At 72.2% G+C, this 25006-nt stretch carries 22 protein-coding genes and 1 pseudogene; 14 read left to right on the plus strand and 9 right to left on the minus strand.

Going from position 1 to position 25006, the window contains the following annotated elements; translation table 11 throughout:
• Window positions 1-49: 49 nt before the first annotated feature.
• A complete protein-coding gene (locus OG299_RS23430) occupies window positions 50-1417 on the plus strand; it encodes a CoA transferase (RefSeq protein WP_327362523.1) in 1368 nt (455 codons plus the stop codon).
• A gap of 51 nt (window positions 1418-1468) precedes the next feature.
• On the opposite strand, the gene OG299_RS23435 is transcribed toward OG299_RS23430, so the two are convergent.
• Window positions 1469-1963 (minus strand): GNAT family N-acetyltransferase, encoded by a 495-nt coding sequence (locus OG299_RS23435; protein WP_266628555.1) that lies wholly within the window; start codon window positions 1961-1963, stop codon window positions 1469-1471.
• A 38-nt stretch (window positions 1964-2001) separates the two neighbouring features.
• Here OG299_RS23435 and OG299_RS23440 point away from each other — a divergent pair, with 38 nt between their 5' ends.
• The gene (locus tag OG299_RS23440) at window positions 2002-2805 is read left to right on the plus strand and encodes an exodeoxyribonuclease III (protein ID WP_266628557.1); all 804 of its coding nucleotides are present in this window, start codon (window positions 2002-2004) and stop codon (window positions 2803-2805) included.
• Here OG299_RS23440 and OG299_RS23445 read toward each other — a convergent pair.
• From OG299_RS23445 to OG299_RS42790, 3 genes and pseudogenes are all read right to left on the minus strand, one after another.
• Window positions 2787-3473, minus strand: a complete 687-nt coding sequence (locus OG299_RS23445; RefSeq protein WP_327362524.1) for a MerR family transcriptional regulator — start codon at window positions 3471-3473, stop codon at window positions 2787-2789. The genes OG299_RS23440 and OG299_RS23445 overlap by 19 nt on opposite strands.
• A 9-nt stretch (window positions 3474-3482) precedes the next feature.
• Window positions 3483-4238: an RNA-guided endonuclease TnpB family protein gene (locus tag OG299_RS23450; RefSeq protein ID WP_405702480.1), complete on the minus strand. Its 756-nt coding sequence runs from the start codon at window positions 4236-4238 to the stop codon at window positions 3483-3485.
• A gap of 31 nt (window positions 4239-4269) precedes the next feature.
• A pseudogene (locus OG299_RS42790) lies at window positions 4270-4413 on the minus strand (helix-turn-helix domain-containing protein); the annotation flags it as partial.
• A gap of 183 nt (window positions 4414-4596) precedes the next feature.
• Here OG299_RS42790 and OG299_RS23455 point away from each other — a divergent pair.
• From OG299_RS23455 to OG299_RS23470, 4 genes are all read left to right on the plus strand, one after another.
• Entirely contained in the window at window positions 4597-6132 is a 1536-nt protein-coding gene (locus tag OG299_RS23455; protein ID WP_327364582.1) for a flavin-containing monooxygenase, read from the plus strand.
• Window positions 6129-7043, plus strand: a complete 915-nt coding sequence (locus OG299_RS23460) for an alpha/beta fold hydrolase (RefSeq protein ID WP_327362525.1) — start codon at window positions 6129-6131, stop codon at window positions 7041-7043. Before OG299_RS23455 ends, OG299_RS23460 begins: the two co-directional genes overlap by 4 nt.
• Entirely contained in the window at window positions 7040-7933 is an 894-nt protein-coding gene (locus tag OG299_RS23465; RefSeq protein ID WP_266628565.1) for an SDR family oxidoreductase, read from the plus strand. The genes OG299_RS23460 and OG299_RS23465 overlap by 4 nt, the downstream gene beginning before the upstream one ends.
• A 76-nt stretch (window positions 7934-8009) precedes the next feature.
• Window positions 8010-8183, plus strand: a complete 174-nt coding sequence (locus OG299_RS23470) for a hypothetical protein (protein WP_327362526.1) — start codon at window positions 8010-8012, stop codon at window positions 8181-8183.
• Window positions 8184-8288: 105 nt separating this feature from the next.
• On the opposite strand, the gene OG299_RS23475 is transcribed toward OG299_RS23470, so the two are convergent.
• Window positions 8289-11594, minus strand: a complete 3306-nt coding sequence (locus OG299_RS23475) for a S41 family peptidase (protein WP_327362527.1) — start codon at window positions 11592-11594, stop codon at window positions 8289-8291.
• Between the two features lie 153 nt (window positions 11595-11747).
• Here OG299_RS23475 and OG299_RS23480 point away from each other — a divergent pair, with 153 nt between their 5' ends.
• Window positions 11748-12338 (plus strand): TetR/AcrR family transcriptional regulator, encoded by a 591-nt coding sequence (locus OG299_RS23480; protein WP_266628571.1) that lies wholly within the window; start codon window positions 11748-11750, stop codon window positions 12336-12338.
• 116 nt (window positions 12339-12454) lie between these two features.
• Window positions 12455-14662, plus strand: a complete 2208-nt coding sequence (locus tag OG299_RS23485; RefSeq protein WP_327362528.1) for an MMPL family transporter — start codon at window positions 12455-12457, stop codon at window positions 14660-14662.
• A gap of 104 nt (window positions 14663-14766) precedes the next feature.
• Here OG299_RS23485 and OG299_RS23490 read toward each other — a convergent pair whose 3' ends face one another.
• Window positions 14767-15189 carry an SsgA family sporulation/cell division regulator gene (locus OG299_RS23490; protein WP_266628576.1) on the minus strand — a complete coding sequence of 141 codons (423 nt, stop codon included), beginning with the start codon at window positions 15187-15189 and terminating at the stop codon, window positions 14767-14769.
• A gap of 181 nt (window positions 15190-15370) precedes the next feature.
• Between OG299_RS23490 and OG299_RS23495 the strand changes: the two genes are divergently transcribed.
• The 4 genes from OG299_RS23495 to OG299_RS23510 all read left to right on the plus strand — a co-directional run bounded on the left by OG299_RS23495 (window position 15371) and on the right by OG299_RS23510 (window position 19360).
• On the plus strand, window positions 15371-16459 hold the full coding sequence (locus tag OG299_RS23495) for an energy-coupling factor ABC transporter permease (protein WP_266628578.1): 1089 nt from the start codon (window positions 15371-15373) through the stop codon (window positions 16457-16459).
• Between the two features lies 1 nt (window position 16460).
• Window positions 16461-17222 carry a cobalt ECF transporter T component CbiQ gene (gene cbiQ / locus OG299_RS23500; RefSeq protein WP_266628580.1) on the plus strand — a complete coding sequence of 254 codons (762 nt, stop codon included), beginning with the start codon at window positions 16461-16463 and terminating at the stop codon, window positions 17220-17222.
• Window positions 17210-18007, plus strand: coding sequence for an energy-coupling factor ABC transporter ATP-binding protein (locus OG299_RS23505; RefSeq protein ID WP_266628582.1), 798 nt, complete (start codon window positions 17210-17212; stop codon window positions 18005-18007). The genes cbiQ and OG299_RS23505 overlap by 13 nt, the downstream gene beginning before the upstream one ends.
• Before the next feature lie 168 nt (window positions 18008-18175).
• Entirely contained in the window at window positions 18176-19360 is a 1185-nt protein-coding gene (locus tag OG299_RS23510; RefSeq protein WP_327362529.1) for a serine hydrolase domain-containing protein, read from the plus strand.
• 116 nt (window positions 19361-19476) lie between these two features.
• On the opposite strand, the gene OG299_RS23515 is transcribed toward OG299_RS23510, so the two are convergent.
• From OG299_RS23515 to OG299_RS23525, 3 genes are all read right to left on the minus strand, one after another.
• Window positions 19477-21111, minus strand: coding sequence for a penicillin-binding transpeptidase domain-containing protein (locus OG299_RS23515; RefSeq protein WP_327362530.1), 1635 nt, complete (start codon window positions 21109-21111; stop codon window positions 19477-19479).
• Window positions 21112-21230: 119 nt separating this feature from the next.
• Complete coding sequence (locus tag OG299_RS23520) at window positions 21231-21437, minus strand: hypothetical protein (RefSeq protein ID WP_266628588.1); 207 nt, start codon at window positions 21435-21437, stop codon at window positions 21231-21233.
• 99 nt (window positions 21438-21536) lie between these two features.
• On the minus strand, window positions 21537-23306 hold the full coding sequence (locus OG299_RS23525; RefSeq protein ID WP_405702493.1) for a dolichyl-phosphate-mannose--protein mannosyltransferase: 1770 nt from the start codon (window positions 23304-23306) through the stop codon (window positions 21537-21539).
• A 113-nt stretch (window positions 23307-23419) separates the two neighbouring features.
• Here OG299_RS23525 and rsmI point away from each other — a divergent pair, with 113 nt between their 5' ends.
• Entirely contained in the window at window positions 23420-24328 is a 909-nt protein-coding gene (gene rsmI, locus OG299_RS23530; protein WP_399851577.1) for a 16S rRNA (cytidine(1402)-2'-O)-methyltransferase, read from the plus strand.
• A gap of 161 nt (window positions 24329-24489) precedes the next feature.
• Window positions 24490-24996 carry a hypothetical protein gene (locus tag OG299_RS23535; protein WP_399851575.1) on the plus strand — a complete coding sequence of 169 codons (507 nt, stop codon included), beginning with the start codon at window positions 24490-24492 and terminating at the stop codon, window positions 24994-24996.
• Window positions 24997-25006: the final 10 nt, after the last annotated feature.

Below are 25006 nucleotides of genomic sequence, written 5' to 3' on the forward strand. Positions count from 1 at the left end.
GGATCGGGCGGGATCTTCTGCTTTTGCGGGATCTTCGGAGAATGGGCCCATGACGATCTTCGACGGTGGGACGCGGCAGGCCTGGGGCGCACTCGGCGGGGCGGACGAGCTGGCGGGGCGGGTGGCCTACCGGGGCGCCGGCGGGCTGGGGGAGGGGCCGCTGCCCGTACGGGAGCTGGCGCGGGCCACCGTGGGCGCGTGCGCGCTGGCCGCGGCGGAGCTGGCCGCGGTACGGGCCGGCGGCGCGGCGGACGAGGTGGAACCGCTGGTGGTGGACGAGGGGGCCGTGGCCACCGCATTCGTCAGCGAGCGGCACCTGCGGGTGGCGGGGCGCGAGCCGGTGAACTTCGCGCCGCTGTCGGGGTTCTGGCGGGCGGCGGACGGCTGGGTGCGGACGCACGCCAACTATCCGCATCACCGGGACGCCCTGGTACGGGCGTTGGGACTGCCGTCCGCGACGCCCGAGGCGCTGCGGGCCGCGGTGGCGGGGCGCGGGGCCGTCGAGGTGCAGGAACTGGCGTACGGGGAGGGCGGGCTGGCCGTCGCCGTGGCCCACGGGTACGGGGATCCGCAGCCGCTGGTGGAGGTACAGGAGTCCGGGGGCGCGGGGCGCGCCGGGCGGGAGCTCGGGCCGGCGGCGCTGCCCGCGGCCGGGGTGCGGGTGCTGGACCTGACCCGGGTCATCGCGGGGCCGGTCGCGACGCGCACGCTCGGGCTGCTGGGGGCGGACGTGCTGCGGATCGACTCGCCGCGGCTGCCGGAGTCGGACGACGCGTACGCGGACACCGGGTTCGGGAAGCGGTCGGCGCTGCTGGACCTGGCGGACGCGGGGGAGCGGGCCGTCTTCGAGGGGCTGCTGGCCGGGGCCGACGTGGTGGTGACCGGGTACCGGCCGGGGGCGCTGGAGCGGTACGGGCTCGGCGCGGACGAGCTGCTGGAGCGGCGGCCGGGGCTGGTGGTGGCGCAGCTGTGCGCGTGGGGGTGGCAGGGGCCGTGGGCGGGGCGGCGGGGGTTCGACTCGCTGGTGCAGGCGGGGTACGGGGTCGCCGCGGCGTACGGGGACGGGGCGGGTGGGGCGGCGGGGGCGCCAGGGGCGCCGGGGGTGCTGCCGGCGCAGGCGCTGGACCACGGGACCGGGTATCTGGTGGCGGCCGGCGTGCTGAGGGCGCTGGCCGCGGGGGGTGGGCGGTCCTTGCGGTTCTCGCTGGCGGGGACGGCGTCGTGGCTCGTGCGGGAGGTTCCGGCGGACGGCCGCGCCGGTGCCTCCGGGGAGCCGTATGCGGCGGAGCCGTGGCTGCGGGAGGTGGACTCGGGGTACGGGGCGCTGCGGTGCGCGGGCTCGCCGCTGCCGTTCGGGCAGTGGGGGCGGGGGCCGTCCCGGTGGGGGACGGACCAGGCGCAGTGGCTCCCGCGGTAGCCCTGCCGGGCCGCTGCGGCCCGAAACCCGCGAGGCGGTGCGAGGGACGCGTCAGGGGTGGAGCGGTTTGGTCATGCAGCGGCTCGAGTCGTAGTGGCGGTAGTGGCCGAACTTTGCCGAGAGGGTGTAGCCCGAGGAGAGATAGAGGGCTATCGCCTCCGGCTGCCGGTCGCCCGTTTCCAGGGCCATGCGGGTGCGTCCCGCCGCGCGGGCGTCGGACTCCAGTTCGGCCAGGATGCGGCGGGCCAGGCCCAGGCCGCGGGCCTCGCGGACGACGTACATGCGCTTGAGCTCGGCGTCGCCGTCCGCGTAGCCCTCGTCGTTCTCGTCCTGGCTGCGCCAGCCGCCGCTGGCCACCGGCGTGTCCGAGGCGTCGTACGCCAGCAGGTACAGCCCGTTCGGCGGAGCGAACATCGCCGGGTCGAGGGGTGTGACGTCCCCCTCACCGCCGTAGAGCACCTGGTACTCGCACTGGACCTGGTCGTTGAGTTTGACCGCGTCCGGGTGGTCGTACGGCACGGCGCGGAGCTGGATCCCGTGAGACATCCGGACATCGTACGGAACGCTCCCGTTATGGTGCTCGGATGCTCACCGTGACCTCCGTGAATGTGAATGGGATCCGCGCCGCCGCCAAGAAGGGGTTCTCCCCGTGGCTGGCCGGGTCGGATGCCGACGTGGTCTGCCTCCAGGAGGTGCGGGCCGAGGAGGGGCAGATTCCGGACGAGGTCCGCACGCCCGAGGGCTGGCACACCGTCTTCGCGCCGGCCGCCGCCAAGGGGCGGGCCGGGGTCGCGCTGTACACGCGCCGCGAGCCCGAGCGGGTGCAGGTGGGATTCGGGAGCGACGAGTTCGACACGAGCGGGCGCTACCTGGAGGTGGATCTTCCGGGCGTGACCGTGGCCAGCCTCTACCTGCCCTCCGGCGAGGCCGGTACCGAGAAGCAGGACGAGAAGTACCGGTTCATGGGGGAGTTCCTGCCCTATCTGAGCGCCTTGAGGGCGCGGGCCGCCGGGGAGGGGCGGGAGGTCGTCGTCTGTGGTGACTGGAACATCTGCCACCAGGAAGCCGACCTCAAGAACTGGAAGACCAACCGCAAGAACGCCGGCTTCCTGCCCGAGGAGCGGGAGTGGCTCGGGGAGGTGTACGACGCCGCCGGGTACGTGGACGTCGTACGGAGCCTGCACCCCGACACCGAGGGGCCGTACTCCTGGTGGTCCTACCGCGGGCGGGCCTTCGACAACGACGCCGGGTGGCGCATCGACCTCCAGGTCGCGACCCCGGGGCTGGCCGCCCGGGCCGTGAAGGCCTTCGTCGAGCGGGCCGAGACGCATCCGGAGCGCTGGTCCGACCACGCGCCCGTGACCGTGGTCTACGAGCTGGGGTCCTGAGCCCCTGACGCCAGCAGGCGGTCCATCGCCATGCTGAGCTCCGCCTCGACCACGCTCTTGGCGAGCGGGCGCAGCCGCGCCATGGCCTCCTCCGTGAGGTGTGTGGAGATCAGCTCGGTGAACAGGGCCGCCATGGCGTCCGCGTGCTCGCGGACCCGGCGGCCGGTCTCCAGGACCGCGGAGAGCGGGACCCCCTCGCGGACCAGCGCCGAGGAGACGTCCAGCAGGCGGCGGCTGACGTGGACGATCTCGTCGCCGTCGGTGGCGAGGTAGCCGAGGTCGAGGGAGGCCGCCAGGTTCTCCGGGGTGACCTCGCCCTCGAAGTAGTCGGCGAGGGCCTCCGGGGTCAGGCGTACCGGGGTCTCCTCGGACCAGCCGATGCCGAGCAGCTCGCCGAGCTGGCCGACGTCGCGGCCGTTCTCGAAGGCGGCGGTCAGCTCGGCGATGCCGCCGAGGGTGTGGCCGCGCTCCAGCAGGGCGGCGATGGTGCGCAGCCGGGCCAGGTGGTGGTCGTCGTACCAGGCGATCCTGCCCTCACGGCGCGGCGCCGGCAGGAGCTTGCGCTCGCGGTAGAAGCGCAGGGTGCGGACGGGGATGCCGGCCGCCTCGGCCAGTTCCTCCGTACGGTACTCGCGCACTGTCTTCGCTTCCGTCTCTTCCTTCGCCACAGCCGCAGCCTATGGCGTACCGGCATTGACGTGCTCTCCGGCCGCAAGGCCGGGGATTCCTGCCACGGCTGGGCGGCCGTCTGGGTGGCTTCCTGCTTCAACGCGCGGTGCCGGGACTTTCATCCTGGTCTTACCTGCGCTCCGCGAGGCGTTTAGCCTGTCCGCCCGTCCGGCGGCCAGGGTGTTGTGTGCTGCGTTCTCGTCGCGGTCGTGGAGCGTTCCGCACCCCTTACAGGTCCATTCCCGGATGTGGAGGGGTTTGGGGCCGTCCTTGATCCCGCAGGTTGAGCAGACCTGGGAGGTCGGTTCGAACCGGCCGATCTTCCCGAAGTGCCGACCGTGCTTGGCCGCCTTGTACTCCAGCATGTTGATGAACTGCATCCATCCCGCGTCGTGAACGGATTTGGCCAGGCGGGTACGTGCGAGGCCGGATACCGAGAGGTCTTCCACGTACACCGCTTGGTTGTCGCGGATGATCTGCGTAGAAGCCTTGTGGTGCCAGTCCCTGCGCCGGTCGGCCACCCGGGCATGCTGCCGAGCGACCTTTATCCGGGCCTTCGCCCGGTTCTTGCTCCCCTTCGCCTTCCGCGACAGATCGCGTTGGAGGCGTTTGAGTTTCTTCTCCGCTCGTCGTAGGAACTTTGGGGAGGAGATCTTCGTGCCGTCGGAGAGGACGGCGAACGTTGGCCTGCGTGATCCGCACCTTCGAAAGTTCCCCCGACGGTACATACGGCAGCCCCGCCGAATACGCTTCCCTCCGGTCACGCAGACAGTCGTTCCACACCACACGAGCACACCCGAACGCCTGCGCCAATGCGGAGCGCTGTCGGGCGTCCGGATATACCCGGTAGTTGTAGCGGAGCTGCACACGCAAGACCGTACGACCGCATCTCGTCGCGATGGAGTCAAACGTCAGAAATGATCGGAAGTGCCTATTCATGGCATCTCGCGCCCGCGCGCTCCAATCCCAGCCCGAAGTCGGAGTCTTCGCGTGAGACCGCCGGTAACTTTCCGGGCGTGACCCCTACCCGCGAGTACGGGGCTGCTCTACTCTCGCGATTGTGCCAGTGATTGCTGGCAGTGTTGCAGGCGCGGATGCGGAAGGCGGCGGGGCATGGGTGGCATGGGCGAGCGCAAACACGTACGAGTGGCAGTGATCGGGTCCGGGTTCGGCGGGCTGGGTGCGGCCGTACGGCTGCGGCGCGAGGGGATCACGGACTTCGTCGTACTGGAACGGGCCGACTCCGTCGGCGGGACCTGGCGCGACAACAGCTACCCCGGGTGTGCGTGCGACGTCCCCTCCCACCTGTACTCGTTCTCGTTCGCTCCCAACCCCGACTGGCCGCGGACCTTCTCCGGGCAGCCGGCCATCCGGGCGTACCTGGAGCACGTCGCAGACACCTTCGGGCTGCGCCCGCACATCCGGCTGGACTCCGAGGTCCGGATGATGCGCTGGGACGCCGACGGGCTGCGGTGGGAGATCGAGACCTCGGCCGGGGAGCTCACCGCCGATGTCGTCGTCTCCGCCACCGGGCCGCTGTCCGACCCGAAGATGCCCGAGGTCCCCGGGCTCGCCGAGTTCCCCGGCAAGGTCTTCCACTCCGCGCGCTGGGACCACGACTACGACCTGCGCGGCAAGCGGGTCGCCATGATCGGCACCGGCGCCTCGGCCATCCAGATCGTGCCGGCCATCGCGCCCGACGTGGAGCGGCTCACGCTGTTCCAGCGGACCCCGCCGTGGGTGATGCCGCGCACCGACCGGGCCATCAGCAGCGTGGAGCGCTGGCTGCACCGCCAGCTGCCGTTCACCCGGGCGGCCCGCCGCGGGCTGCTGTGGGGGATCCGGGAGCTCCAGGTCAGCGCGTTCACCAAGCGGCCGAACCGGCTCGGGCTCATCGAGTCGCTGGCCAAGGCCAACATGGCGCGCTCGATCAAGGACCCGGCGCTGCTGGCCAAGCTCACGCCCGCGTACCGGATCGGCTGCAAGCGGATCCTGCTGTCCAGCGAGTACTACCCGGCGCTCGCCCGGCCGAACGTGGACCTGGTCGCCTCCGGGCTCCGGGAGATCCGCGGCAACACCCTGATCGCGGCCGACGGGACCGAGACCGAGGCCGACGCGATCGTGTTCGGCACCGGCTTCCACGTCACGGACATGCCGATCGCCGACCGGGTGGTGGGCGCGGAGGGGCGGACCCTCGCGGACCACTGGAAGGACGGGATGCAGTCGCTGCGCGGGGCGACGGCGGCCGGTTTCCCGAACTGGATGACGATCATCGGGCCGAACACCGGGCTCGGCAACAGCTCGATGATCCTGATGATCGAGTCGCAGCTGAACTACATGGCGGACTACCTGCGCCAGCTGGGCGTGCTCGGCGGGCAGGTCGCGCTCGCGGCCCGGCCCTCCGCCGTGAGCCGGTGGAACCGGCAGGTCCAGACCCGCATGGAGCGGACCGTGTGGAACACCGGCGGCTGCACCAGCTGGTACCTGGACGCGCAGGGGCGCAACACGACGGTCTGGCCGGGCACCACCGGCGAGTTCCGCAAGGAGACGCGGAGCGTGGACCTGTCCGAGTACGAGGTCATCCGCCTCCGGGAGGCCGAGCGCGAGCCCGTCCCGGCCCGGGCGGCGCAGGCGACCGCCGAGGAGGGCGCCGCATGAGCCGGCCCGCGCACGTCACCTCCGGGCCGTACGCACCCCCCGCCGCCCGGCGGGAACTGGTCGCGGTCTCCGCCGACGGGGCCCGGCTGCACGTCGAGGAGCACGGGGACGAGGACGCGCCGGCCGTGGTGCTGGCGCACGGCTGGACCTGCTCCACCGCCTTCTGGGCCGCGCAGATCCGGGAGCTCTCGAGGGACCACCGGGTCATCGCGTACGACCAGCGCGGCCACGGGCGCAGCCCCGCCGCCTCCCGCTACGACACCACCGCCCTCGCCGACGACCTGGTCGCCGTCCTGCGGGCCACCCTGGCCCCCGGCCGGCAGGCGGTCGTCGCCGGACACTCCATGGGCGGGATGACGATCATGGCCGCCGCCGGGCGGCCGGAGTTCGCCGAGCACGCCGCGGCCGCGCTGCTGTGCAGCACCGGCAGCGCCCGACTGGTCGCGGAGGCGCTGGTCGTGCCGCTGCGCCCCGGGCGCGTTCGGACCCGTATCACCGGCGCGGTACTCGGCGCACGCGCCCCGCTCGGGCCCGTCACGCCGGTCGCCAAGCGGGTGCTGAAGTACGCGACCATGGGCCCCGGGTCCGCGCCCGACCGGGTCGAGGCCTGCGCCCGTATCGTGCACGCCTGCCCCACCGGGGTCCGCTACGCCTGGTCCGAGGTGCTGGCCGGGCTGGACCTCGAGGCGAACCTGGCGGCGCTCACCGTGCCCACCGCCGTCATCGGCGGCAAGAACGACCGGCTGACCCCGATCGTGCACGCCAGGGGGCTCGCCGCCGCGCTGCCGCACTGCGTGGGGCTGACCGAGCTGACCGGCATGGGGCACATGACGCCGATCGAGGCCCCCGAGGCCGTCACGAACGCCGTGCGCGAGCTGAGCGCGCACTTCTTGAAGGAGGTCACGCAGTGAGTGCGCGCAGGAGTTTGGAAGGCCAGGTCGCCGTCGTCACCGGCGCCGCACGCGGGGTCGGCGAGCTGCTCGCCCGCAAGCTGTCCGCACGCGGCGCGAAGGTGGCGCTCGTGGGCCTGGAGCCGGAGGCCCTCAAGGAGGTCTCCGAACGGCTGCACACCGACAGCGATCACTGGCACGCCGACGTCACCGACCACGAGGCCATGGCCCGGGTCGCTCAGGAGGTCAAGGAGCGCTTCGGCAAGGTCGACATCGTCGTCGCCAACGCGGGCGTGGCCGCCGGCGGGCCGTTCGCCGACTCCGACCCCGACGCCTGGCGCCGGGTGATCGAGGTCAACCTGATCGGCGGGGCCGTCACCGCCCGCGCGTTCCTCCCCGTACTCACCGAGAGCCGCGGCTACTTCCTGCAGATCGCCTCGCTCGCCGCGATCACGCCGGCGCCGATGATGACGGCGTACTGCGCCTCCAAGTCCGGCGTCGAGGCCTTCGCGCACTGCCTGCGCGCCGAAGTCGGCTACAAGGGCGTCAAGGTGGGCGTCGGCTACCTCTCGTGGACCGACACCGACATGGTGCGCGGCGCCGACCAGGACGAGGTCATGCGGGAGCTGCGGCAGCGGCTGCCCTGGCCGTCGAACCGCACGTACCCGCTGGGCCCGGCCGTGGACCGGATCGTGGCCGGCATCGAGCGGCGCTCGCCGCACGTGTACGCGCAGTGGTGGCTGCGCGGGATGCAGGGCGTGCGCGGCTACCTGCCCGGGATCATCGCGACCGTCGGGCAGCGGGAGATGAAGCGCTTCGAACCCAGGCTGACGAGTGTCTCCAGGGGACTTGTCGGGGCCGGAGGGGCCGCCGACGAGAAGGAGCGCACGCAGGACACCGGGCGCCATTGATCGAAATGCGAGCTTTGTCCGGTCGTGCAAATCTGGTCGAGGCCCCGTCCCCCACACCCTTCCAGGAGTGAACAGCATGGGCATCAAGGACCAGTTCCAGGACAAGGCGCAAGAGCTCAAGGACAAGGCCAAGGCGGCCCAGCAGGGCGCGAAGGACGAGGCGTCCGAGCGCGGCGCGCAAGCTCCCGAGCCGGCCAAGAAGAAGAAGGAAAAGGTCCACGACGAGCTCGACGACAACTGGGACTTCTGACGCCCGGACGCCCGTACGCCGCAACGCCGCAAGGGGCGCGACCCGTCGCATTCGACGACGGGTCGCGCCCCTTGCGCATGCCCTCGGCCCTACGGCCTCGGCCCCCTACGGTCTCGGCGGCAGCTTCGGGCGCCGCAGGTCCGGTACGTCCGCGTAGCCGGGCGGCACCGCCGCCGGCTCCTGCTCCAGCAGCTCCAGCGCCAGGTACACCGCGTCGTCCAGCTGGGCGTGCCGCCCCTCCGCCCAGTCGAGCGGGGTGCGCAGGATCGCGAGGTCCGGCTCCACGCCGTGGTTCTCCACCGACCACCCGTACTCCGGGAACCAGGCGGCGTTCATCGGCACCGTGATGACCGTGCCGTCGCCCAGGGTGTGCCGGCCGGTCATGCCGACCACCCCGCCCCAGGTGCGCTGGCCGACCACCGGGCCGAGCCCGAGCAGTTTGAAGGCCGCCGTGATCATGTCGCCGTCCGAGGAGGTCGCCTCGTCGGCCAGCGCCACGATCGGCCCCCGGGGCGCGTTGGAGGCGTACGACACCGGCTGGGCGTTTCGCGTCAGGTCCCAGCCGAGGATCGAGCGGGTCAGCTTCTCGACCACGAGCTCGCTGATGTGCCCGCCCGCGTTGCCGCGTACGTCCACGATCAGGGCGGGCCGGGACATCTCCATCCGCAGGTCCCGGTTGAACTGCGCCCAGCCCGAGCCGCCCATGTCGGGGATGTGCAGGTAGCCGCACTTGCCGCCGCTGACCTCGCGGACCACCGCGCGCCGCTTGGACACCCAGTCCTGGTAGCGCAGCGGCCGCTCGTCGATCAGCGGCACGACCGCCACCCGCCGGGCCCGGCCCTCGCCTTCCGCGGGCTTGAAGGTCAGCTCGACCGTGGTGCCCCCGGCGGCCGAGAGCAGCGGATAGGGCCCGGCCACCGGGTCCACCGGCCGTCCGTCGACGTGGGTGAGCACCGCGCCCTCCCGGATGCCGGTGCCGGCGAGCGGGGAGCGGGCCTTGGAGTCGGAGGACTCGCCCGGCAGGATCCGCCTGAGCACCCATCCCTCGTCGCGGGGCACGAGGTTGGCGCCCAGCAGCCCGATGGGCCGCTGGTAGTGCGGCGGGCCTTCGTTGCGGCGCGCGGGCGAGACGTACGCGTGCGAGGTGCCGAGCTCGCCGAGCACCTCGCGCAGCAGGTCCGCGAACTCGTCGGGCGAGGCGACCCGTTCGACCAGGGGGCGGTACTGGCGCAGCACCCCGTCCCAGTCGATGTTGCACATGTCCGGCTCCCAGAAGTACGCGCGGATCAGCCGCCCGGCCTCCTCGAAGGCCTGGCGCCACTCGGCGGCCGGGTCCACCTCGTGCAGGATGCGTCGCAGGTCCAGGTAGACGGTGGAGTCGCTGTCGCCGGACTCGGTCGAGGGGACCGCGCGCAGGTCGCCGTCGTCGTTGACGACGAGCCGGGTGCCGTCGCCGCTGACCGCGAACCAGTCCAGCCCGGAGGCCAGTTCGGTCTTGCGCGCCTTGGTGATCTCGAAGTGCTCCAGGGTGGGCTTGCCGCTGGTGTCGGTCGGGTTGGCGAAGGTCTCGCCGAGCGCGCCCGAGATCGGCCAGCGCAGCCACACCAGCCCGCCGCCGTGGACCGGGTACAGGGCGGAGTACTTCGACGCCGTCACCGGGAACGGGGTGACCCGGCTCTCCAGCCCCTCCACCTCCACCGTGACCGCGCCGTCGCCCTCCGCGGCCTCGGCGGCCTCGCCCTCGCCCGGGTCGAGCCCGCCCGCCGCCGGGCGGCCGTCTGGGGTGAACGCGAAGGGCGAGGGGGTCGCCGAGGACAGCGGCACCAGGTACGGGCGGCAGCCCAGCGGGAACGACAGGTCGCCGGTGTGCACGTCGTACACCGGGTCGAAACCGCGCCAGGACAGGAAGGCCAGGTAGCGGCCGTCGCGGGTGAAGACCGGGTGGTCGTCCTCGAAGCGGCCGTTGGTGACGTCGACGATCGAACGGGGGCCGGAGCCGGAGATCCGGGCCATCTTGATCTGGCGCAGCGAGCGCCCGATGCCCGGGTGCGACCAGGTCAGCCAGGCCCCGTCGGGCGAGAACGCCAGGTCGGTGACGGGCCCGTTGATGGACCGGATCAGCTCGGTGACCTCGCCGTTGGACTCCTCGCTTGCGTCGATCAGGAGCAGCCGCCCGTCGTTGGAGGAGATGGCGAGCCGCTCCCCGTCCGGATCGGAGAGCAGTTCCAGTACGCGGCCCAGCTCGCCGGAGGCCAGCCGACGCGGCTCCCGGTCCCCGGAGGCCCGCGGCAGATAAGCGATCTCGATCGCGTCCTCGCCCTCCGCGTCCGTCACGTACGCGACCTGCCCGCTGCTGCCGAGCATCTCCGGCAGCCGCACCCGCACGCCCGGGGTGTCGGCGATGGTCCGGGCGGGCCCGTCGCGGTGGGTGAGCCAGTACAGGCTGCCGCGGATGACGACCGCGCTGGCCCGGCCGGTGGCGTCGACGGAGAGCGAGTCGACGTGGCTGGCGGCCGGGACCTGGTACGTGCGGCGGCCCGCGCGGGGCCCGCCGAGGCGGACGTCGAGCCTGCGCGCGGCGGCGCCGGGGGAGAGGGAGTCGACGAGCCAGAGGTCACCGGCGCACTGGTAGACGACCCGGGAGCCGTCGCTGGAGGCGTGCCGGGCGTAGAACTCCTCGTGGTCGGTGTGCCGGCGCAGGTCGGTGCCGTCGGGCAGGCAGGAGTACAGGTTGCCGATGCCCTCGTGGTCGGAGAGGAAGGCGATCCGGCCGTCCACGAACATCGGGGCGTCGAGGTGGCCCTCGAGGTCCTCCAGCAGCTGCTTGCCGTGCAGCCAGAGCCGCCCGGTGGCGCCGCCGCGGTAGCGCTTCCAGGCGGCGGGCTCGTGCGGCGGCTTGCCGGTCAGCAGCAGGGTGCGCCGCTCTGCGGTGCCTTCCCCGTCGTGGACGTCCTCATGGACTGCGATGTCGGAGACCGGGCCCCAGGGGAGCCGGCCGCCGGGCGAGCCGTCGGTCGGCAGGCTGTAGGCCCAGGCGTAGTACGAGAAGGGCTGGCCGTGCGAGGACACGGCGAGGATGTCGCTGTGGCCGTCCTTGTCGGGCGGGGTCCAGCCGCAGACACGGGTGTCGGTGGCGCCCCAGTAGCTGAGCCGGCGGGCCGGGCCGCCGTCCACCGGGGCGAGGTGGACCTCGGGGTCGAGGCTGCGCCAGGTGGTGAAGGCGATGTGGCGTCCGTCGGGGGAGAAGCGGGGATGGCCGACTCTGGTCCGGTCGACGGTGATCCGCCAGGCCCGGCCGGGAGTTCCGCCTTCGGGGACCAGCGGGGCGACCCAGAGGTCGTCCTCGGTGGCGAAGCACAGCAGATCGTCGTGGAGGTGCGGGAAGCGGAGGTACGCGCCGTCGTGACTCACCCCACAATGCTTTCCGCGCCGAGGGGCCCTGGCAACTCGTACAGGTGATCCATGCCACTCCCCTCAGCGAAACGGAACGGTTTCGTTTCGTTAGCGACCGGGGTATCGTCATCGGTGTACGAAACAGTTTCGTTCGGAAGGGAGGTGCCGGAGATGCCCGAAGAAGTCTCGTCGCGGCGCAGCCGGATCACCCCCGAGCGGGAAGCCGAACTCCACGAGGCGGTCCTCGACCTCCTCCGCGAGGTCGGCTACGAGGCGCTGACCATGGATGCGGTCGCCGCCCGTACGAAGTCCAGCAAGGCCACCCTCTACCGCCAGTGGGGGAGCAAGCCCGAGCTGGTCGCCAGGGCGCTGCGCTGCACCCAGCCGACCTCCCTCCGGGAGATCGACACGGGCACGCTGCGCGGCGACTTCCACCGCATGGTCGAGCACTCCGACAACGCGCAGATGGCGAAGGACACCGCGCTCCTGCGGGGGCTCGCCCACGCCGTCCATACGAGTCCCGAACTCCACCAGGCATTGCGCAGGCTGCTCATGGAGCCGGAGATCTCCGGCCTCGACGAGATCCTGCGGCGGGCCGTGGACCGGGGCGAGGTCGCCCCGGACTGCCCCGCAATCCGTTTCGTGCCGCACATGCTGATCGGCGCCTTCATCGCGTTGCCGCTGATGGAGGACCGATCGGTGGACCAGGCGTTCCTCGCCGACTTCATCGACTCCGTGGTCTTCCCCGCCCTCGGCGTCTGAGTCCGCCCGCACTCCTTCCTGCTGCTCCTGACACGCCGCTCTCGTCGTCGGGCCGGCTTTCCACGCCCTGATCCATCCCGGATCCATCCCACGACCTGAACGGGAGAACCGCCTCCGTGGCTACCTTCCTCTACCGACTCGGCAGGGGCGCCTTCCGGCGCCGCGGCCTCGTCGCCCTCGTCTGGGTGGCACTGCTGTTCGCCGCCGGCTTCGGCGCGGCGACGGCGTCCGCACCCACCTCCGGATCGTTCTCCATACCCGGCACGGAGGCCCAGAAGGCCTTTGACGTGCTGGACAAGAAGTTCCCGGGCATGGCCGCCGACGGCGCCACCGCCCGCATCGTCGTCAAGGCGCCCGCGGGCGCCTCGGTCAACGACCCGAAGTACAAGACCGAGGTCGAGAAGATCGTCTCCGGTCTGAAGGACGGCCCGGGCAAGGCCGAGGTCGCCTCGGTCACCGACCCGTACCAGGCCCAGGCGGTGAGCCAGGACGGCTCCACCGCGTACGTCAGCGTCAAGTACACCGTCAGCGGCATGGAGCTGAAGGACGAGACGCGCGACGCGCTCAAGGACTCCGGCACCGCGGCCCAGGGCGCCGGGCTCACCGTCGAGATCGGCGGCGACGCCCTGATGACGGCCCCCGAGACGGGCTCCGGCGAGATCGTCGGCATCGCGATCGCGGCGATCGTGCTGGTCATCACCTTCGGCTCGCTGATCGCGGCCGGGCTGCCGCTGCTGACCGCGCTGATCGGCGTGGGCATCGGCGTCTCCTCCATCACCGCGCTCGCCAACGTGCTGGACCTCGGCTCCACCACCTCCACCCTCGCGATGATGATCGGCCTCGCGGTCGGCATCGACTACGCGCTCTTCATCGTCTCCCGCTACCGCGTGGAGCTCGCCGAGGGCCGGGAGCGGGACGAGGCCGCGGGCCGGGCCGCCGGAACCGCCGGCTCCGCCGTCGTCTTCGCCGGTCTCACCGTGGTCATCGCCCTCGTGGGCCTGGCCGTCGTCAACATCCCGATGCTGACCAAGATGGGCTTCGCGGCCGCGGGCACCGTGGTCATCGCCGTCCTCGTCGCCCTGACGCTGGTCCCGGCCATCCTGGGCTTCGCGGGCAAGAAGGTCCTGCCGGCGGGCAAGAAGAGCAAGCTGTTCGGCAAGGGCAAGCCCGCCGGAGCCGAGCCCAAGGCCAACGGCGGTACTCGTTGGGCCCGCTTCGTGCTGCGTCGCCCGATCATGGTGCTGCTCGTCGCCGTGATCGGCCTCGGCATCATCGCGATCCCGGCGAGCAAGCTGGAGATGGGCCTGCCGGACGACGGCGCCCAGCCGGTCTCCACCACCCAGCGCAAGGCGTACGACTTGCTGTCGGAGGGCTTCGGCCCGGGCTTCAACGGTCCGCTGATGGTGGTCGTCGACGGTGACAAGAAGCTTGCCGACGAGACCGAGGCCCGGATCAAGGGCCTGGAGGGCGTGGCCGCGGTCACCCCGCCGGCCCCGAACGAGGCGGGCGACGCCTCGGTGATCACGGTGATCCCGAAGGACCGCCCGTCCTCCGTGGAGACCGAGAACCTCGTCCACACGATCCGCGACGGCAGTGGGGACGACGTCCTCGTCACCGGCGCGACCGCGATGAACATCGACTTCTCGCAGAAGATGAACGACGCGCTGCTGCCCTACCTGGCGCTCGTGGTCGGCCTCGCCTTCCTGCTGCTGATGCTGGTCTTCCGCTCCGTCCTGGTTCCGCTGAAGGCGGCCCTCGGCTTCCTGCTCTCGGTGGTCGCCGCCCTCGGCGCGGTCGTCGCGGTCTTCCAGTGGGGCTGGCTCGGCTCGGTCTTCGGGGTGGAGCAGACCGGCCCGATCATGAGCATGATGCCGATCTTCATGGTGGGCGTCGTGTTCGGCCTGGCCATGGACTACGAGGTCTTCCTCGTCACCCGGATGCGTGAGGCGTACGTCCACGGCGAGCGTCCGGGCCAGGCCGTGGTGACCGGCTTCCAGTACAGCGCTCGGGTGGTCGTGGCGGCCGCCGTCATCATGATCGCGGTGTTCTCGGGCTTCATCGGCGCCAGCGAGCAGATGATCAAGATGATCGGCTTCGGTCTGGCCATCGCCGTCCTCTTCGACGCCTTCATCGTCCGCATGACGATCGTCCCGGCGGTGCTCGCACTGCTCGGCCACAAGGCCTGGTGGCTGCCGGGCTGGCTGGACCGGCTGCTGCCGAACGTCGACGTGGAGGGCGAGAGCCTGCGCAAGCACCTCGAGGGTGCGGACGGGTCCCCGGAGGCGGAGGGCCCGGACAAGGACCGCGAGCTGGTCAACGCCTGACCCGCAGCGCACGTCGGCCCGGCCCCGCACCTGATCATCAGGTGCGGGGCCGGGCCCGTTCGTGTCCGGTCGCGTCGAGCCCGGTCCCGTTTCGTCTCGTCCCGTTAGGCCGGCTGGGTGACGGGGGCGTTCGTACGGCGCAGGAAGCGGCGCAGCGCGGCGATGTCGAACTGGATCACCGCGACGCCCTCGGGGGAGTGGAACTCGACGACCGCCTGGACCCGGCCGCAGGGCCAGACGCGTACGTCGCCGGTGCCGGTCGGGGCCTGGAGGCCCGCCTCGAGGAGGGCCCGCGGGAAGACCCACTCGTTGTCGGTGCCCTCGGGGGAGAGCCCGGCGGGGAAGACGATCCGTACGGCGAGCGGTTCGGCGGGGGCGAAGCGCAGGGCGACCGGGATCTTCCGGTAGAGCGGGTCGTCGGTGATCACGCGGGCGGTGACGCGCTCCTCGACGGCGGCGGCGACGACGGCTGTGGCGACGGCGGTGGCGGCGGAGGCCGTGGGGGGATTCTCGGCGGTGGCTGACACGACAAGACTCCTCAAATCGGAACATTTGAGTCCGTATTGACCCCAGCCTCGCACATTCCCACGAATCTGCGCGGCTGTATTTGTGATGTGGACGCTCTTGCCAAGCATTTGCAATTGGGCACTATTCTTGAGCGGTTAAAGACTTTGCCAGCTCAAAGACCGCAGGAAGCGGAGCAGCCCCATGCATGTGCCCGACGGCTTCATCGACGCCCCCGTCTCCATCGCCGCAGGTGTCGCCGCCGCCGGCGCGGTGGCCGTCAGCCTGCGCGGCGCCCGCCGGGAGCTTGGGGGTACCTCCCAGGCCGAAGGCTCTGGGGGAGAGAAGGCCGCGCCGCTCGCCGGACTCGTCGCCGCGTTCATCTTCGCCGTGCAGATGCTGAACTTCCCGGTCGCCGCCGGCACCAGCGGACACCTGCTGGGCGGCGCGCTCGCCGCGATCCTCGTCGGCCCCTACACGGGTGTGCTGTGCGTGTCCGTGGTGCTGCTCATGCAGGGCGTCCTGTTCGCCGACGGCGGGCTGACCGCCCTCGGGGTCAACGTCATGAACATGGCCGTCGTGACCGTGGTCGTCGCCTACGCCGTGTTCCGCGGGCTGCTGAAGCTCCTGCCGGACACCCGCCGCTCGGTCACCGTCGCCGCCTTCGCCGGAGCACTGCTCTCGGTGCCCGGCGCGGCCGTCATGTTCACCCTCCTGTACGCCCTCGGCGGGACCACCGACGTGCCGCTCGGCAAGGTGCTCACCGCCATGGTCGGCGTGCACGTGCTGATCGGCATCGGCGAGGCCGCCATCACCGCCGCGACCGTGGGCGCCGTACTGGCCGTCCGGCCGGACCTGGTGCACGGCGCGCGCGGGCTGGCCGCGCCGCTGAAGCTGCGCATCGGCGGCGAGCTGGTCGACGCTCCGGCCGCCGCCGCGGCCGCGGTGCCCGCGGCCGGGGCCGCCCGGTCGACGAAGCCCGTGTGGATCACCGGCCTGGCCGCCGCCCTCGTACTGGCCGGCTTCGTCTCCTTCTACGCCTCCGCCAGCCCCGACGGCCTCGAGAAGGTCGCCGCCGACAAGGGCATCGACCAGAACGTGAAGGAGCACGCCGCCGCCGACTCCCCGCTCGCCGACTACAGCGTCAAGGACGTCGGCGACGCCCGGCTCTCCGGCGGTCTCGCCGGTGTCATCGGCGTCGGCGCGACCGTCGCCGTCGCCGCCGGGATCTTCTGGACCGTGCGCCGCCGCCGCGCGCAGGACCTGACGGCCGCCTCGACCTCGGCGGTCTGAGGTGGGCGCGGGCCACTCCCACAAGCTCTACCGGCACGGGCATTCGCCGGTCCACGCGCTGCCGCCGCACTGCAAGCTGGCCGCGGCCTTCGCCTTCGTCGTGGTCGTCGTCTCCACCCCGCGCGAGGCGGTGTGGGCCTTCGGGCTGTACGCCGTCCTCGTCGCGGCGGTCGCGGCCGCGGCCCGGATCCCGGCCGGCTTCCTGCTGCGGCGGCTGCTGATCGAGGTCCCGTTCGTGGCCTTCGCCGTGCTCATGCCGTTCGTGGCGCAGGGCGAGCGGGTTCAGGTGCTCGGCATGTCGCTCAGCGTCTCGGGCCTGTGGGGCGCCTGGAACGTACTGGCCAAGGGCACGCTCGGGGTCGCCGCGTCCGTCCTGCTCGCCTCGACCACCGAACTGCGGGCGCTGCTGCTCGGGCTCCAGCGGCTGAAGCTGCCACCGCTGCTGGTGCAGATCGCCTCCTTCATGATCCGGTACGGCGACGTGATCACCGGCGAGCTGCGCCGGATGTCGATCGCCCGGCGCTCGCGCGGGTTCGAGGCCCGCGGCATCCGGCACTGGGGGGTGCTGGCCAAGACCGCCGGAGCCCTGTTCATCCGCTCCTACGAACGCGGTGAGCGGGTCCACCTCGCGATGGTCAGCCGCGGCTACAACGGCTCGATGCCGGTGATCGACGAAGTCGTGGCCACCCGCGCCCAGTGGGCGTACGCGGCCGTACTCCCGGCGGCGGCGCTCGCCGTCTGTCTGATGGGATGGACCCTGTGACCGCTGTGACTCCTGCGCCTGTGACTCCTGCGCCTTCCCTCGAGGTGTCCGGCCTCGCGTACGCCTACCCGGACGGGCACCAGGCCCTCTTCGGGGTGGACCTGACCGTCGGACAGGGCGAGCGGGTGGCCCTGCTCGGCCCGAACGGCGCCGGCAAGACCACGCTGGTGCTGCACCTCAACGGCATCCTCGACGGCGGGGTCGGCACGGTGGCGGTGGCCGGGCTGCCGGTCGAGAAGCGGAACCTCGCCGAGATCCGGCGCCGGGTCGGCATCGTCTTCCAGGACCCGGACGACCAGCTGTTCATGCCGACCGTGCGCGAGGACGTGGCCTTCGGGCCGGCGGCCGCCGGGATGCGGGGAGCGGAACTGGAGACGCGGGTCCGGGAGGCGCTCGAGCAGGTCGGCATGGAGGCCTTCGCGGACCGGCCGCCGCACCACCTGTCCTTCGGGCAGCGCCGCCGGGTCGCGGTGGCGACCGTACTGGCCATGCGGCCGGAGATCCTGGTCCTGGACGAGCCCTCGTCCAACCTGGACCCGGCGTCGCGGCGCGAGCTCGCGGACATCCTGCGCTCGCTGGACGTGACGGTGCTGATGGTGACCCACGACCTGCCGTACGCGCTGGAGCTGTGCCCGCGCGCGGTGATCCTCAGCGAGGGCGTCATCGCGGCCGACGGGCGCACGCAGGACCTGCTGTGCGACGAGCAGCTGATGCGGGCCCACCGGCTGGAGCTCCCGTTCGGGTTCGACCCGCGCACGCCCTCCTTGACGCAGCCCTCGCACTGATCGGCGCCGGGGCGCCTCCCGGGCTTCGGCCCGCTGCGTCGGACTCCGTCCGCCGGTCAGCCGGTCGCCGTTCCCTGCCGGCCCCGGGGAAGGACGCGGATCCGGTCCGTGTTGGACTCTTTCAGGCGGACCGACCAGCGGCACCCGCGGTGAACGAGGAGCAGGGACGTGGACGTCAACGGGACCGTGGCGGAGGGCTTCGAGGCCGTCCGGGACGCTTTCGTACGCAATTTCGAGGTGCTCGGGGACCGGGGCGCGGCGGTGGCCGTGTACCGGGACGGCCGCAAGGTCGTGGACCTGTGGGCGGGCCCTGGGGACGTCGACGGCGGTGACGGCGATGGCGCGGACGGCGGCGGCGAGGCGTGGGCGGCCGGGACCGCGCAGGTGGTGCGGTCGGCCACCAAGGGCGTGGCCGCCGTCGTACCGCTGCTGCTGCACCAGCGCGGGCTGCTGGACCTGGATGCGCCCGTGGCGGCGTACTGGCCGGAGTTCAAGGCGGGCGGCAAGGAGCGGGCGCTGGTCCGGGACCTGCTCGCGCACCGGGCCGGGGTGCCGGCGCTGGATGTTCCGCTGACCCCGGCCGAGGCGGAGGACGGGCTCTCCGGGGCGCGCGCGGTCGCCGAGCAGCAGGCCTTCTGGGAGCCGGGCTCCGCGCACGGCTACCACGCGCAGACGTACAGCTGGCTGCTGTCGGAGCTGGTGCTGCGGGTGACCGGGGCTTCGCTGGGGCAGTGGCTGGCGCAGGAGGTCACCGGCCCGCGGGGGCTGGAGTTCTGGATCGGCCTGCCGGAGGCGGAGAGGGCGCGTGTCGGCCGGGTGGGCCCGGTGGACCCGCCGCAGACGGCGGGGGGTCTTCGGACGCGCCCCCGGAGAAACGTTTCGGAGGCGTACGCCGACCCGTCGTCCCTGACGCGGCGGGCGTTCGCGGCCATCACGCCGCCGCCCGACGAGAACGACCCGGCGTTCCGGGCGGCCGAACTCCCGGCGTCGGCGGGCATCGGCACGGCACGTGGCCTGGCCGGCCTGTACGCGGTCCTGCTGGGCGACACGGAGGACGGCACGCGGCTGTTCACCCCGCAGACGGCCCGGCTGGCGGGTACGGAGCTCTCGTCCGGGCCGGACCGGGTGCTGGTGGTCAACACGCGCTTCGGCCCGGGCTACATGCTGCACAGCCCGGCCTCGCCGCTGATGTCCCCGGCGTCGTTCGGCCACCCGGGGCGGGGCGGCTCGCTGGGCTTCGCGGATCCGGAGACGGGGATCGGGTTCGGCTACGTGACGAACGCCCACGCCAAGTCGGTCACCGCCGACCCCCGGGCCCAGTCCCTGGTCAGAGCCGTCCAGTCCGCACTCTGACCCCGTCCGGGCGTCCGCGGCCCGCTGCCCGCCCCCGCAACGGTGCCGGACCGGACCGGACCGGCCTGGCCGCCGGCGCGGGCCGGGCACCGGCCGGCGGACCGGAGTGGGGCGCGTCAGGAGGCGTTCAGGACCGTCGCGACGATCGGGCCCGCCGCGTCGCTGCCGTGGCCGCCGGCCTCGACCATCGCCGCCGCGGCCACGTCCCCGCTGAAGCCCGTGAACCAGCTGTCCGGGCTGCCCGCGCCGTCGACCTCCGCCGAGCCGGTCTTGGCTCCCTTGTCGGAGCCGCCCACCGAGCTCATCGCCTCCCGGGCCGTGCCGCTGGTCGCCGTCAGCTTCATCATCCGCACCAGCTGCTGCTGCACGGACGGCTTCATCCGCCGCGCGGCCTGCGCGACGGGCCGCCCGTCGAGCTCCGTCGAGACGATCAGCGGCTGGTGGAAGGCTCCGCTGACCGCGGTGGCGGTGAAGGAGGCGACGTTCAGCGGGTTCATGGTGATCCGGCCCTGCCCGATGTACTCGGCGGCCGCCTCCGCGCCCGTCGCCTCCGGCACCTGGCCGTCGGTCGAGCGGATGCCCGTCTTCCAGTTGTTCAGCCCGAGACCGAAGACGTCCCGGGCCTCCTTCGCCAGCGCCGCGTCGTCCTCGACGTTGTCGATCTGCTTGATGAAGGCGGTGTTGCAGGACTTGGCGAAGCTGGTCGCGAAGTTCGCGCCCGGCAGCTCGAAGTTGTTCAGGTTGTGGAAGGTGCGGCCGCCCCAGGAGGCGTCCTTGGTGCATTCCGCGGGCTGGTCGGCCGCCGCCTTGCCCCGGTCGATCAGCATCGCCGCCGTCACGATCTTCATCGTCGAGCCGGGCGCCCGCCGTCCCTCCATCGCCGCGTTGAACCCGTCCTTGCGGTTGTTGGCGACGGCCAGGATGTGTCCGTTGCTCGGCTGGACGGCGACCACCGAGGACTCCGGGTACTTGGCGACGGCCTTCTCGGCCGCCGCCTGCACCTTGGCGTCCAGGTACGTCTTCAGCGTGCTCGGCTCGCCCTCCACCAGCGTCAGCAGGGTCCGCTTCGGCGCGTCCTGGGCGGCCGGCTCGATCCACAGCTCGGCCCCGGACTTGCCCCCCACCTTGCTGCCGTACGTCTGGCGCAGCTGGTCGAGGACCGGCCGCAGCGAGGGGTACTTCTCCGCGCTCAGCTCCTCGCCATTGCGATCCACGGCCTTGACCGGCGGAGCCGCGGGGGCGCCCGCGCGCAGCTTCTCGTCCTTCTGCAGCTGCGGGTGGATCACCGAGGCCTGCCAGTCGACGAGCGGCTTCCCGCTGGTCACTCCGCGCACGACGGTCAGTTTGGACTCGTACGCGAGCGGCTTGCCGGCGCCCTCGTACGTGATCTCCGCGGCGACGCTGAACGGGATGGTCGTACCCGTCTGCGCCCCCGGAGTGATCACGGCCTTGGACACGTAGGCCTTCGCCCGGTAATCGGCCACGGCGGTCTGCGCGGCCTGCACGTTGTTCGTCAGCTCCGCGGCCGCGCGGGCGTCCCCGGCCGCCCAGGCGGCGAGGAAGGCCTTCGCGGTCTGTGCGGCCTCCTTGTCGGTGACCGGTCCGGCGGCCTTCTCGGTCTTGACGGTGTCACCGCCGCCCTTGCCGTCGCCGCCGCTGTCGTCGACCAGCGCGTACACCCCGTACCCGGCCCCGCCGACCATCGCGAGGAACACCCCGCCGACGATGGCACCCTTCGCCGCCCCGTTCACGCACGTCCTCCCCAGATCCCCGAATTCTCTGAACGTGTTCAAAGAACCTCTGGTGCGGACCTTACGCTGTGCGAGTGGACCACGTACAGCTTGTTACCGGACCGGAACACCGCGGCCGGTCAGTTGACCACCAACTTGCTTCCGTCGGGGAGCACGCACACGGTTCCGGCGTAGGGCTGGTTGACCACCGTTCCGCCCTGGGCCGTGCACTCCGGGGACGTGATGGTCGGGGACGCCGCCGCCTGGGCCGTGGCGGCACCAAGGGCGCTCGAGCCGGCCAGGGCCGCCGTGGCGAGAGCGAGGCCGAGCAGTCGTCGTATGCGCATGACTCTTCACCTCCTCCTTCCAGCATGGGCACGGCCCGCCACCCCCGCGAGCGGTGACGGGCCGTGCCCCCGCGCCGGCGGGCCCCGGAGGCTGGACCGCTACACCCAGCTGTCCATCCACATGCGACCGCGCCACGAGTCCATCGGGAGCGGCTGGCCCGTGTAGATCGGCCAGAAATAGATGAAGTTCCAGATGATGAGGAGGACCAGCACGCCCGCCGCGATCGCGCCCAGCGCGCGTCTGCGTTCCGTCGAGCCCGACGGGCCCAGCAGGGCGCCGATCATCATCGCGACCGCCAGGCACAGGTACGGGACGAAGACCACCGCGTAGAAGAAGAAGATGGTCCGCTCCTGGTAGTTGAACCAGGGCAGCAGGCCCGCGGCCAGCGCGCACGCGATCGCGCCCGCCCGCCAGTCGCGCCGGAAGAACCACCGCCACAGCACGTACAGCAGCGCGAAGCAGCCCGCCCACCACAGCATCGGCGTGCCCAGGGCCAGCACCTCGCGCGCGCACTTGCCCGCCTCCGTCGCCGGGCAGCCGTCCGCACCCGGGTCGGGGGACTCGTAGAAATAGGAGACGGGACGGCCCAGGACCAGCCAGCTCCACGGGTTCGACTCGTACGTGTGACCCGAGGTCAGGCCGACGTGGAACTTGTAGACCTCGGTCTCGTAATGCCACAGGCTGCGCAGCCACTCCGGCAGGAACGACAGTGAACTGCCCTGGTCGTTCTTGGCCGCCCAGTCGCGGAAGTAACCGCCCTTGCCGTTGTCGGGGGACAGGATCCAGCCCGTCCACGAGGCCAGGTACACCGCGATGGCCACCGGCACCGTCGACAGGAAGCCCGCCAGCGCGTCGCGGCGCAGCATCGCCGCGTACGGGGCGCCCGCGCCCGCGGTGCGGCGCGCGGCCGCGTCCCACAGGACGGTCAGCACACCGAAGAAGGCCAGCACGATCAGGCCGTTCCACTTCGTCCCGAAGGCCAGGCCCAGGCACACGCCCGCCAGGATCCGGTACGGGCGCCAGCCCAGGCGCAGCGTCTCGGCGACGTCGACGTCCGGGAGGGTGCGCCCCTCCTCGTTCACCGGGAGCGCGTCCGCGAGTCTGGCCCGGGTCCGGTCCCGGTCGATGAGCAGCGCCCCGAAAGCGGCCAGGACGAAGAACATGAGGACGAGGTCGAGGAGGGCCGTGCGGCTCATCACCAGGTGCAGGCCGTCCACCGCGAGCAGCGCGCCGGCCAGGCAGCCCAGGAAGGTGGAGCGGAACAGGCGGCGCCCGATCCGGCACAGCATCAGCACCGACAGGGTGCCGAGCAGGGCCGTCATGAACCGCCAGCCGAACGGCGTGAAGCCGAACATCCACTCGCCGAGCCCGATGACCCACTTGCCGACCGGCGGGTGCACGACGTAGCCGGGGTCCAGCGGGAGGGCGACCCCGTCGGGGTTGGCGAGGATCGACTTGTCGATGTCCTTGGGCCAACTCGCCTCGTAGCCCTGCCGGATCGTGGCCCAGGCGTCCTTGGCGTAGTACGTCTCGTCGAATATCACCGCCTTCGGGCTGCCCAGGTGCGCGAAGCGCAGCACCCCGGCCACCAGCGCCACCAGCACCGGCCCCGCCCACGCCAGTACGCGCTGCCAGGCGTCCACCGCGGAGGGCGGGATCCCGAGCGCCGTCCACAACTGCTCGGAGGGCCGGGCGTACGGGGGCACCAGGCGGGCACGGACGTCCGGGCGCCGCCGGGCGTCGGCGGGCGGCGCGTAGCCGAAGCCGCGCAGGCGGCGCAGCCAGGTGGACGGCTGTTCTTCGCGCCCCGCCGGAGGGGCGGGCGGAGCCCCCGCGGGGCTGGGCGGCGGCGTCGCGGTACTGGTCACCGGGTCATCGTAGGGAACGCACCTGTGCGAACCCCAGCGCCGGGGACCCTCGGTGCGTGTGCCGGGTGGGACGGATGACGTGTGCCGGGCAGGACGGCTGAGAGGATGGGCGGGTGACGACTGACCAGCCCACCGGCTCCGAAACCCCCTCCGCGACCTCCTCCTCCGCCGGAGTGCTCGTGCTCGCCGGCACCCCGATCGGCGATCTCGCCGACGCCCCGCCCCGGCTCGCGGCCGAGCTCGAGCGGGCCGAGGTGGTCGCCGCCGAGGACACCCGGCGGCTGCGCCGGCTGACCCAGGGGCTCGGCGTGCACACCACCGGGCGCGTCGTCTCGTACTTCGAGGGCAACGAATCGGCGCGCACCCCGGAGCTGGTCGAGGCGCTGGAGCAGGGCAAGCGGGTGCTGCTGGTGACCGACGCCGGCATGCCGTCCGTCTCCGACCCCGGCTACCGGCTGGTCGCCGCCGCCGTCGAGAAGGACATCAAGGTCACCGCCGTGCCCGGGCCGTCCGCGGTGCTCACCGCGCTCGCCCTGTCGGGGCTGCCGGTGGACCGCTTCTGCTTCGAGGGGTTCCTGCCGCGCAAGGCGGGCGAGCGCCTCGGCCGGCTCCGCGAGGTCGAGGGCGAGCGGCGCACGCTCGTCTACTTCGAGGCCCCGCACCGGCTCGACGACACCCTCGCCGCGATGGCCGAGGTCTTCGGCGCGAGCCGGCGGGCCGCCGTGTGCCGCGAGCTGACCAAGACGTACGAGGAGGTCAAGCGCGGCGGGCTCGGCGAGCTGGCGGCCTGGGCCGCGGAGGGTGTGCGCGGGGAGATCACCGTCGTCGTGGAGGGCGCACCGGCGGCCCGGCCCGGTGATGTGGACGCCGAGGAGCTGGTGCGCAGGGTGCGCGTGCGCGAGGAGGCCGGGGAGCGGCGAAAAGAAGCCATCGCGGCGGTCGCGGCCGAGGCCGGAGTACCCAAGCGGGAGGTCTTCGACGCAGTGGTCGCGGCAAAGAATGCGGCTCAAAAGGTGCTGTAAGACGGTAAAGAGCTAACCTGAAAAGCAAAGCTCAGACCGCGCACCGGGCGCTTTGGGACATGAGTCGCCCAAAGGCCGTCCAACACTGGACAGGGCCTGATGCGCTCCCGCCCGAAGAGGCGTCCACTGGCAATGGCACCAGTGGAAAAAGAGGAGCTGGCATGAGTGAGATCGCAGACACCTCGGTACCCGTCCCCGCCTCCGTCCCCGCCCCCGCAGCACCCGTTTCCGTACCGAGGCCCGCGGTGCACACCGTGCACGAGGCCTACTCGTTCGCGTGCATGAAGTGCGGGTACGCCTGGGAGCAGGGCTACGAGATCGAGCACCACGTCGACGGCAAGGGCCAGCCCTTCATCATCTACACCGTCAAGGGCGAGCGGGTGCCCTCCCCGCTGTCGAACCCGACCTGCCACAACTGCGGCGGGCACGTGGTGCGGATCATGCGGGAAGGCCAGGTGTCGTCGGTGCTCGGTACGATCGACAAGATCTACCACCACCGCATCTCGCCCGGGATCGCCGGCCCGGTGCCGGCCGGCGCGAACGTCCCGCGGGCCCCGAAGCAGCGCAGGATCCCGCTGCACGACGCCCCCGGGCCCGTCCCGGTGGACGAAGCCGAGGAGCGCGGGGGCTGGCTCTCCCGCCTGATGAGGATCTTCCGCCGGTCATAAGATCGGCCGT

The organism is Streptomyces sp. NBC_01296, assembly GCF_035984415.1.
Classification (GTDB): domain Bacteria; phylum Actinomycetota; class Actinomycetes; order Streptomycetales; family Streptomycetaceae; genus Streptomyces.

Coding starts and splice junctions, on each gene's coding strand:
- OG299_RS23430 (WP_327362523.1), top strand. CDS start 50: ATGACGATCTTCGACGGTGGGACGCGGCAGGCCTGGGGCGCACTCGGC.
- OG299_RS23435 (WP_266628555.1), bottom strand. CDS start 1,963: ATGTCTCACGGGATCCAGCTCCGCGCCGTGCCGTACGACCACCCGGAC.
- OG299_RS23440 (WP_266628557.1), top strand. CDS start 2,002: ATGCTCACCGTGACCTCCGTGAATGTGAATGGGATCCGCGCCGCCGCC.
- OG299_RS23455 (WP_327364582.1), top strand. CDS start 4,597: ATGGGCGAGCGCAAACACGTACGAGTGGCAGTGATCGGGTCCGGGTTC.
- OG299_RS23460 (WP_327362525.1), top strand. CDS start 6,129: ATGAGCCGGCCCGCGCACGTCACCTCCGGGCCGTACGCACCCCCCGCC.
- OG299_RS23470 (WP_327362526.1), top strand. CDS start 8,010: ATGGGCATCAAGGACCAGTTCCAGGACAAGGCGCAAGAGCTCAAGGAC.
- OG299_RS23480 (WP_266628571.1), top strand. CDS start 11,748: ATGCCCGAAGAAGTCTCGTCGCGGCGCAGCCGGATCACCCCCGAGCGG.
- OG299_RS23495 (WP_266628578.1), top strand. CDS start 15,371: ATGCATGTGCCCGACGGCTTCATCGACGCCCCCGTCTCCATCGCCGCA.
- OG299_RS23505 (WP_266628582.1), top strand. CDS start 17,210: ATGGACCCTGTGACCGCTGTGACTCCTGCGCCTGTGACTCCTGCGCCT.
- OG299_RS23520 (WP_266628588.1), bottom strand. CDS start 21,437: ATGCGCATACGACGACTGCTCGGCCTCGCTCTCGCCACGGCGGCCCTG.
- OG299_RS23535 (WP_399851575.1), top strand. CDS start 24,490: ATGAGTGAGATCGCAGACACCTCGGTACCCGTCCCCGCCTCCGTCCCC.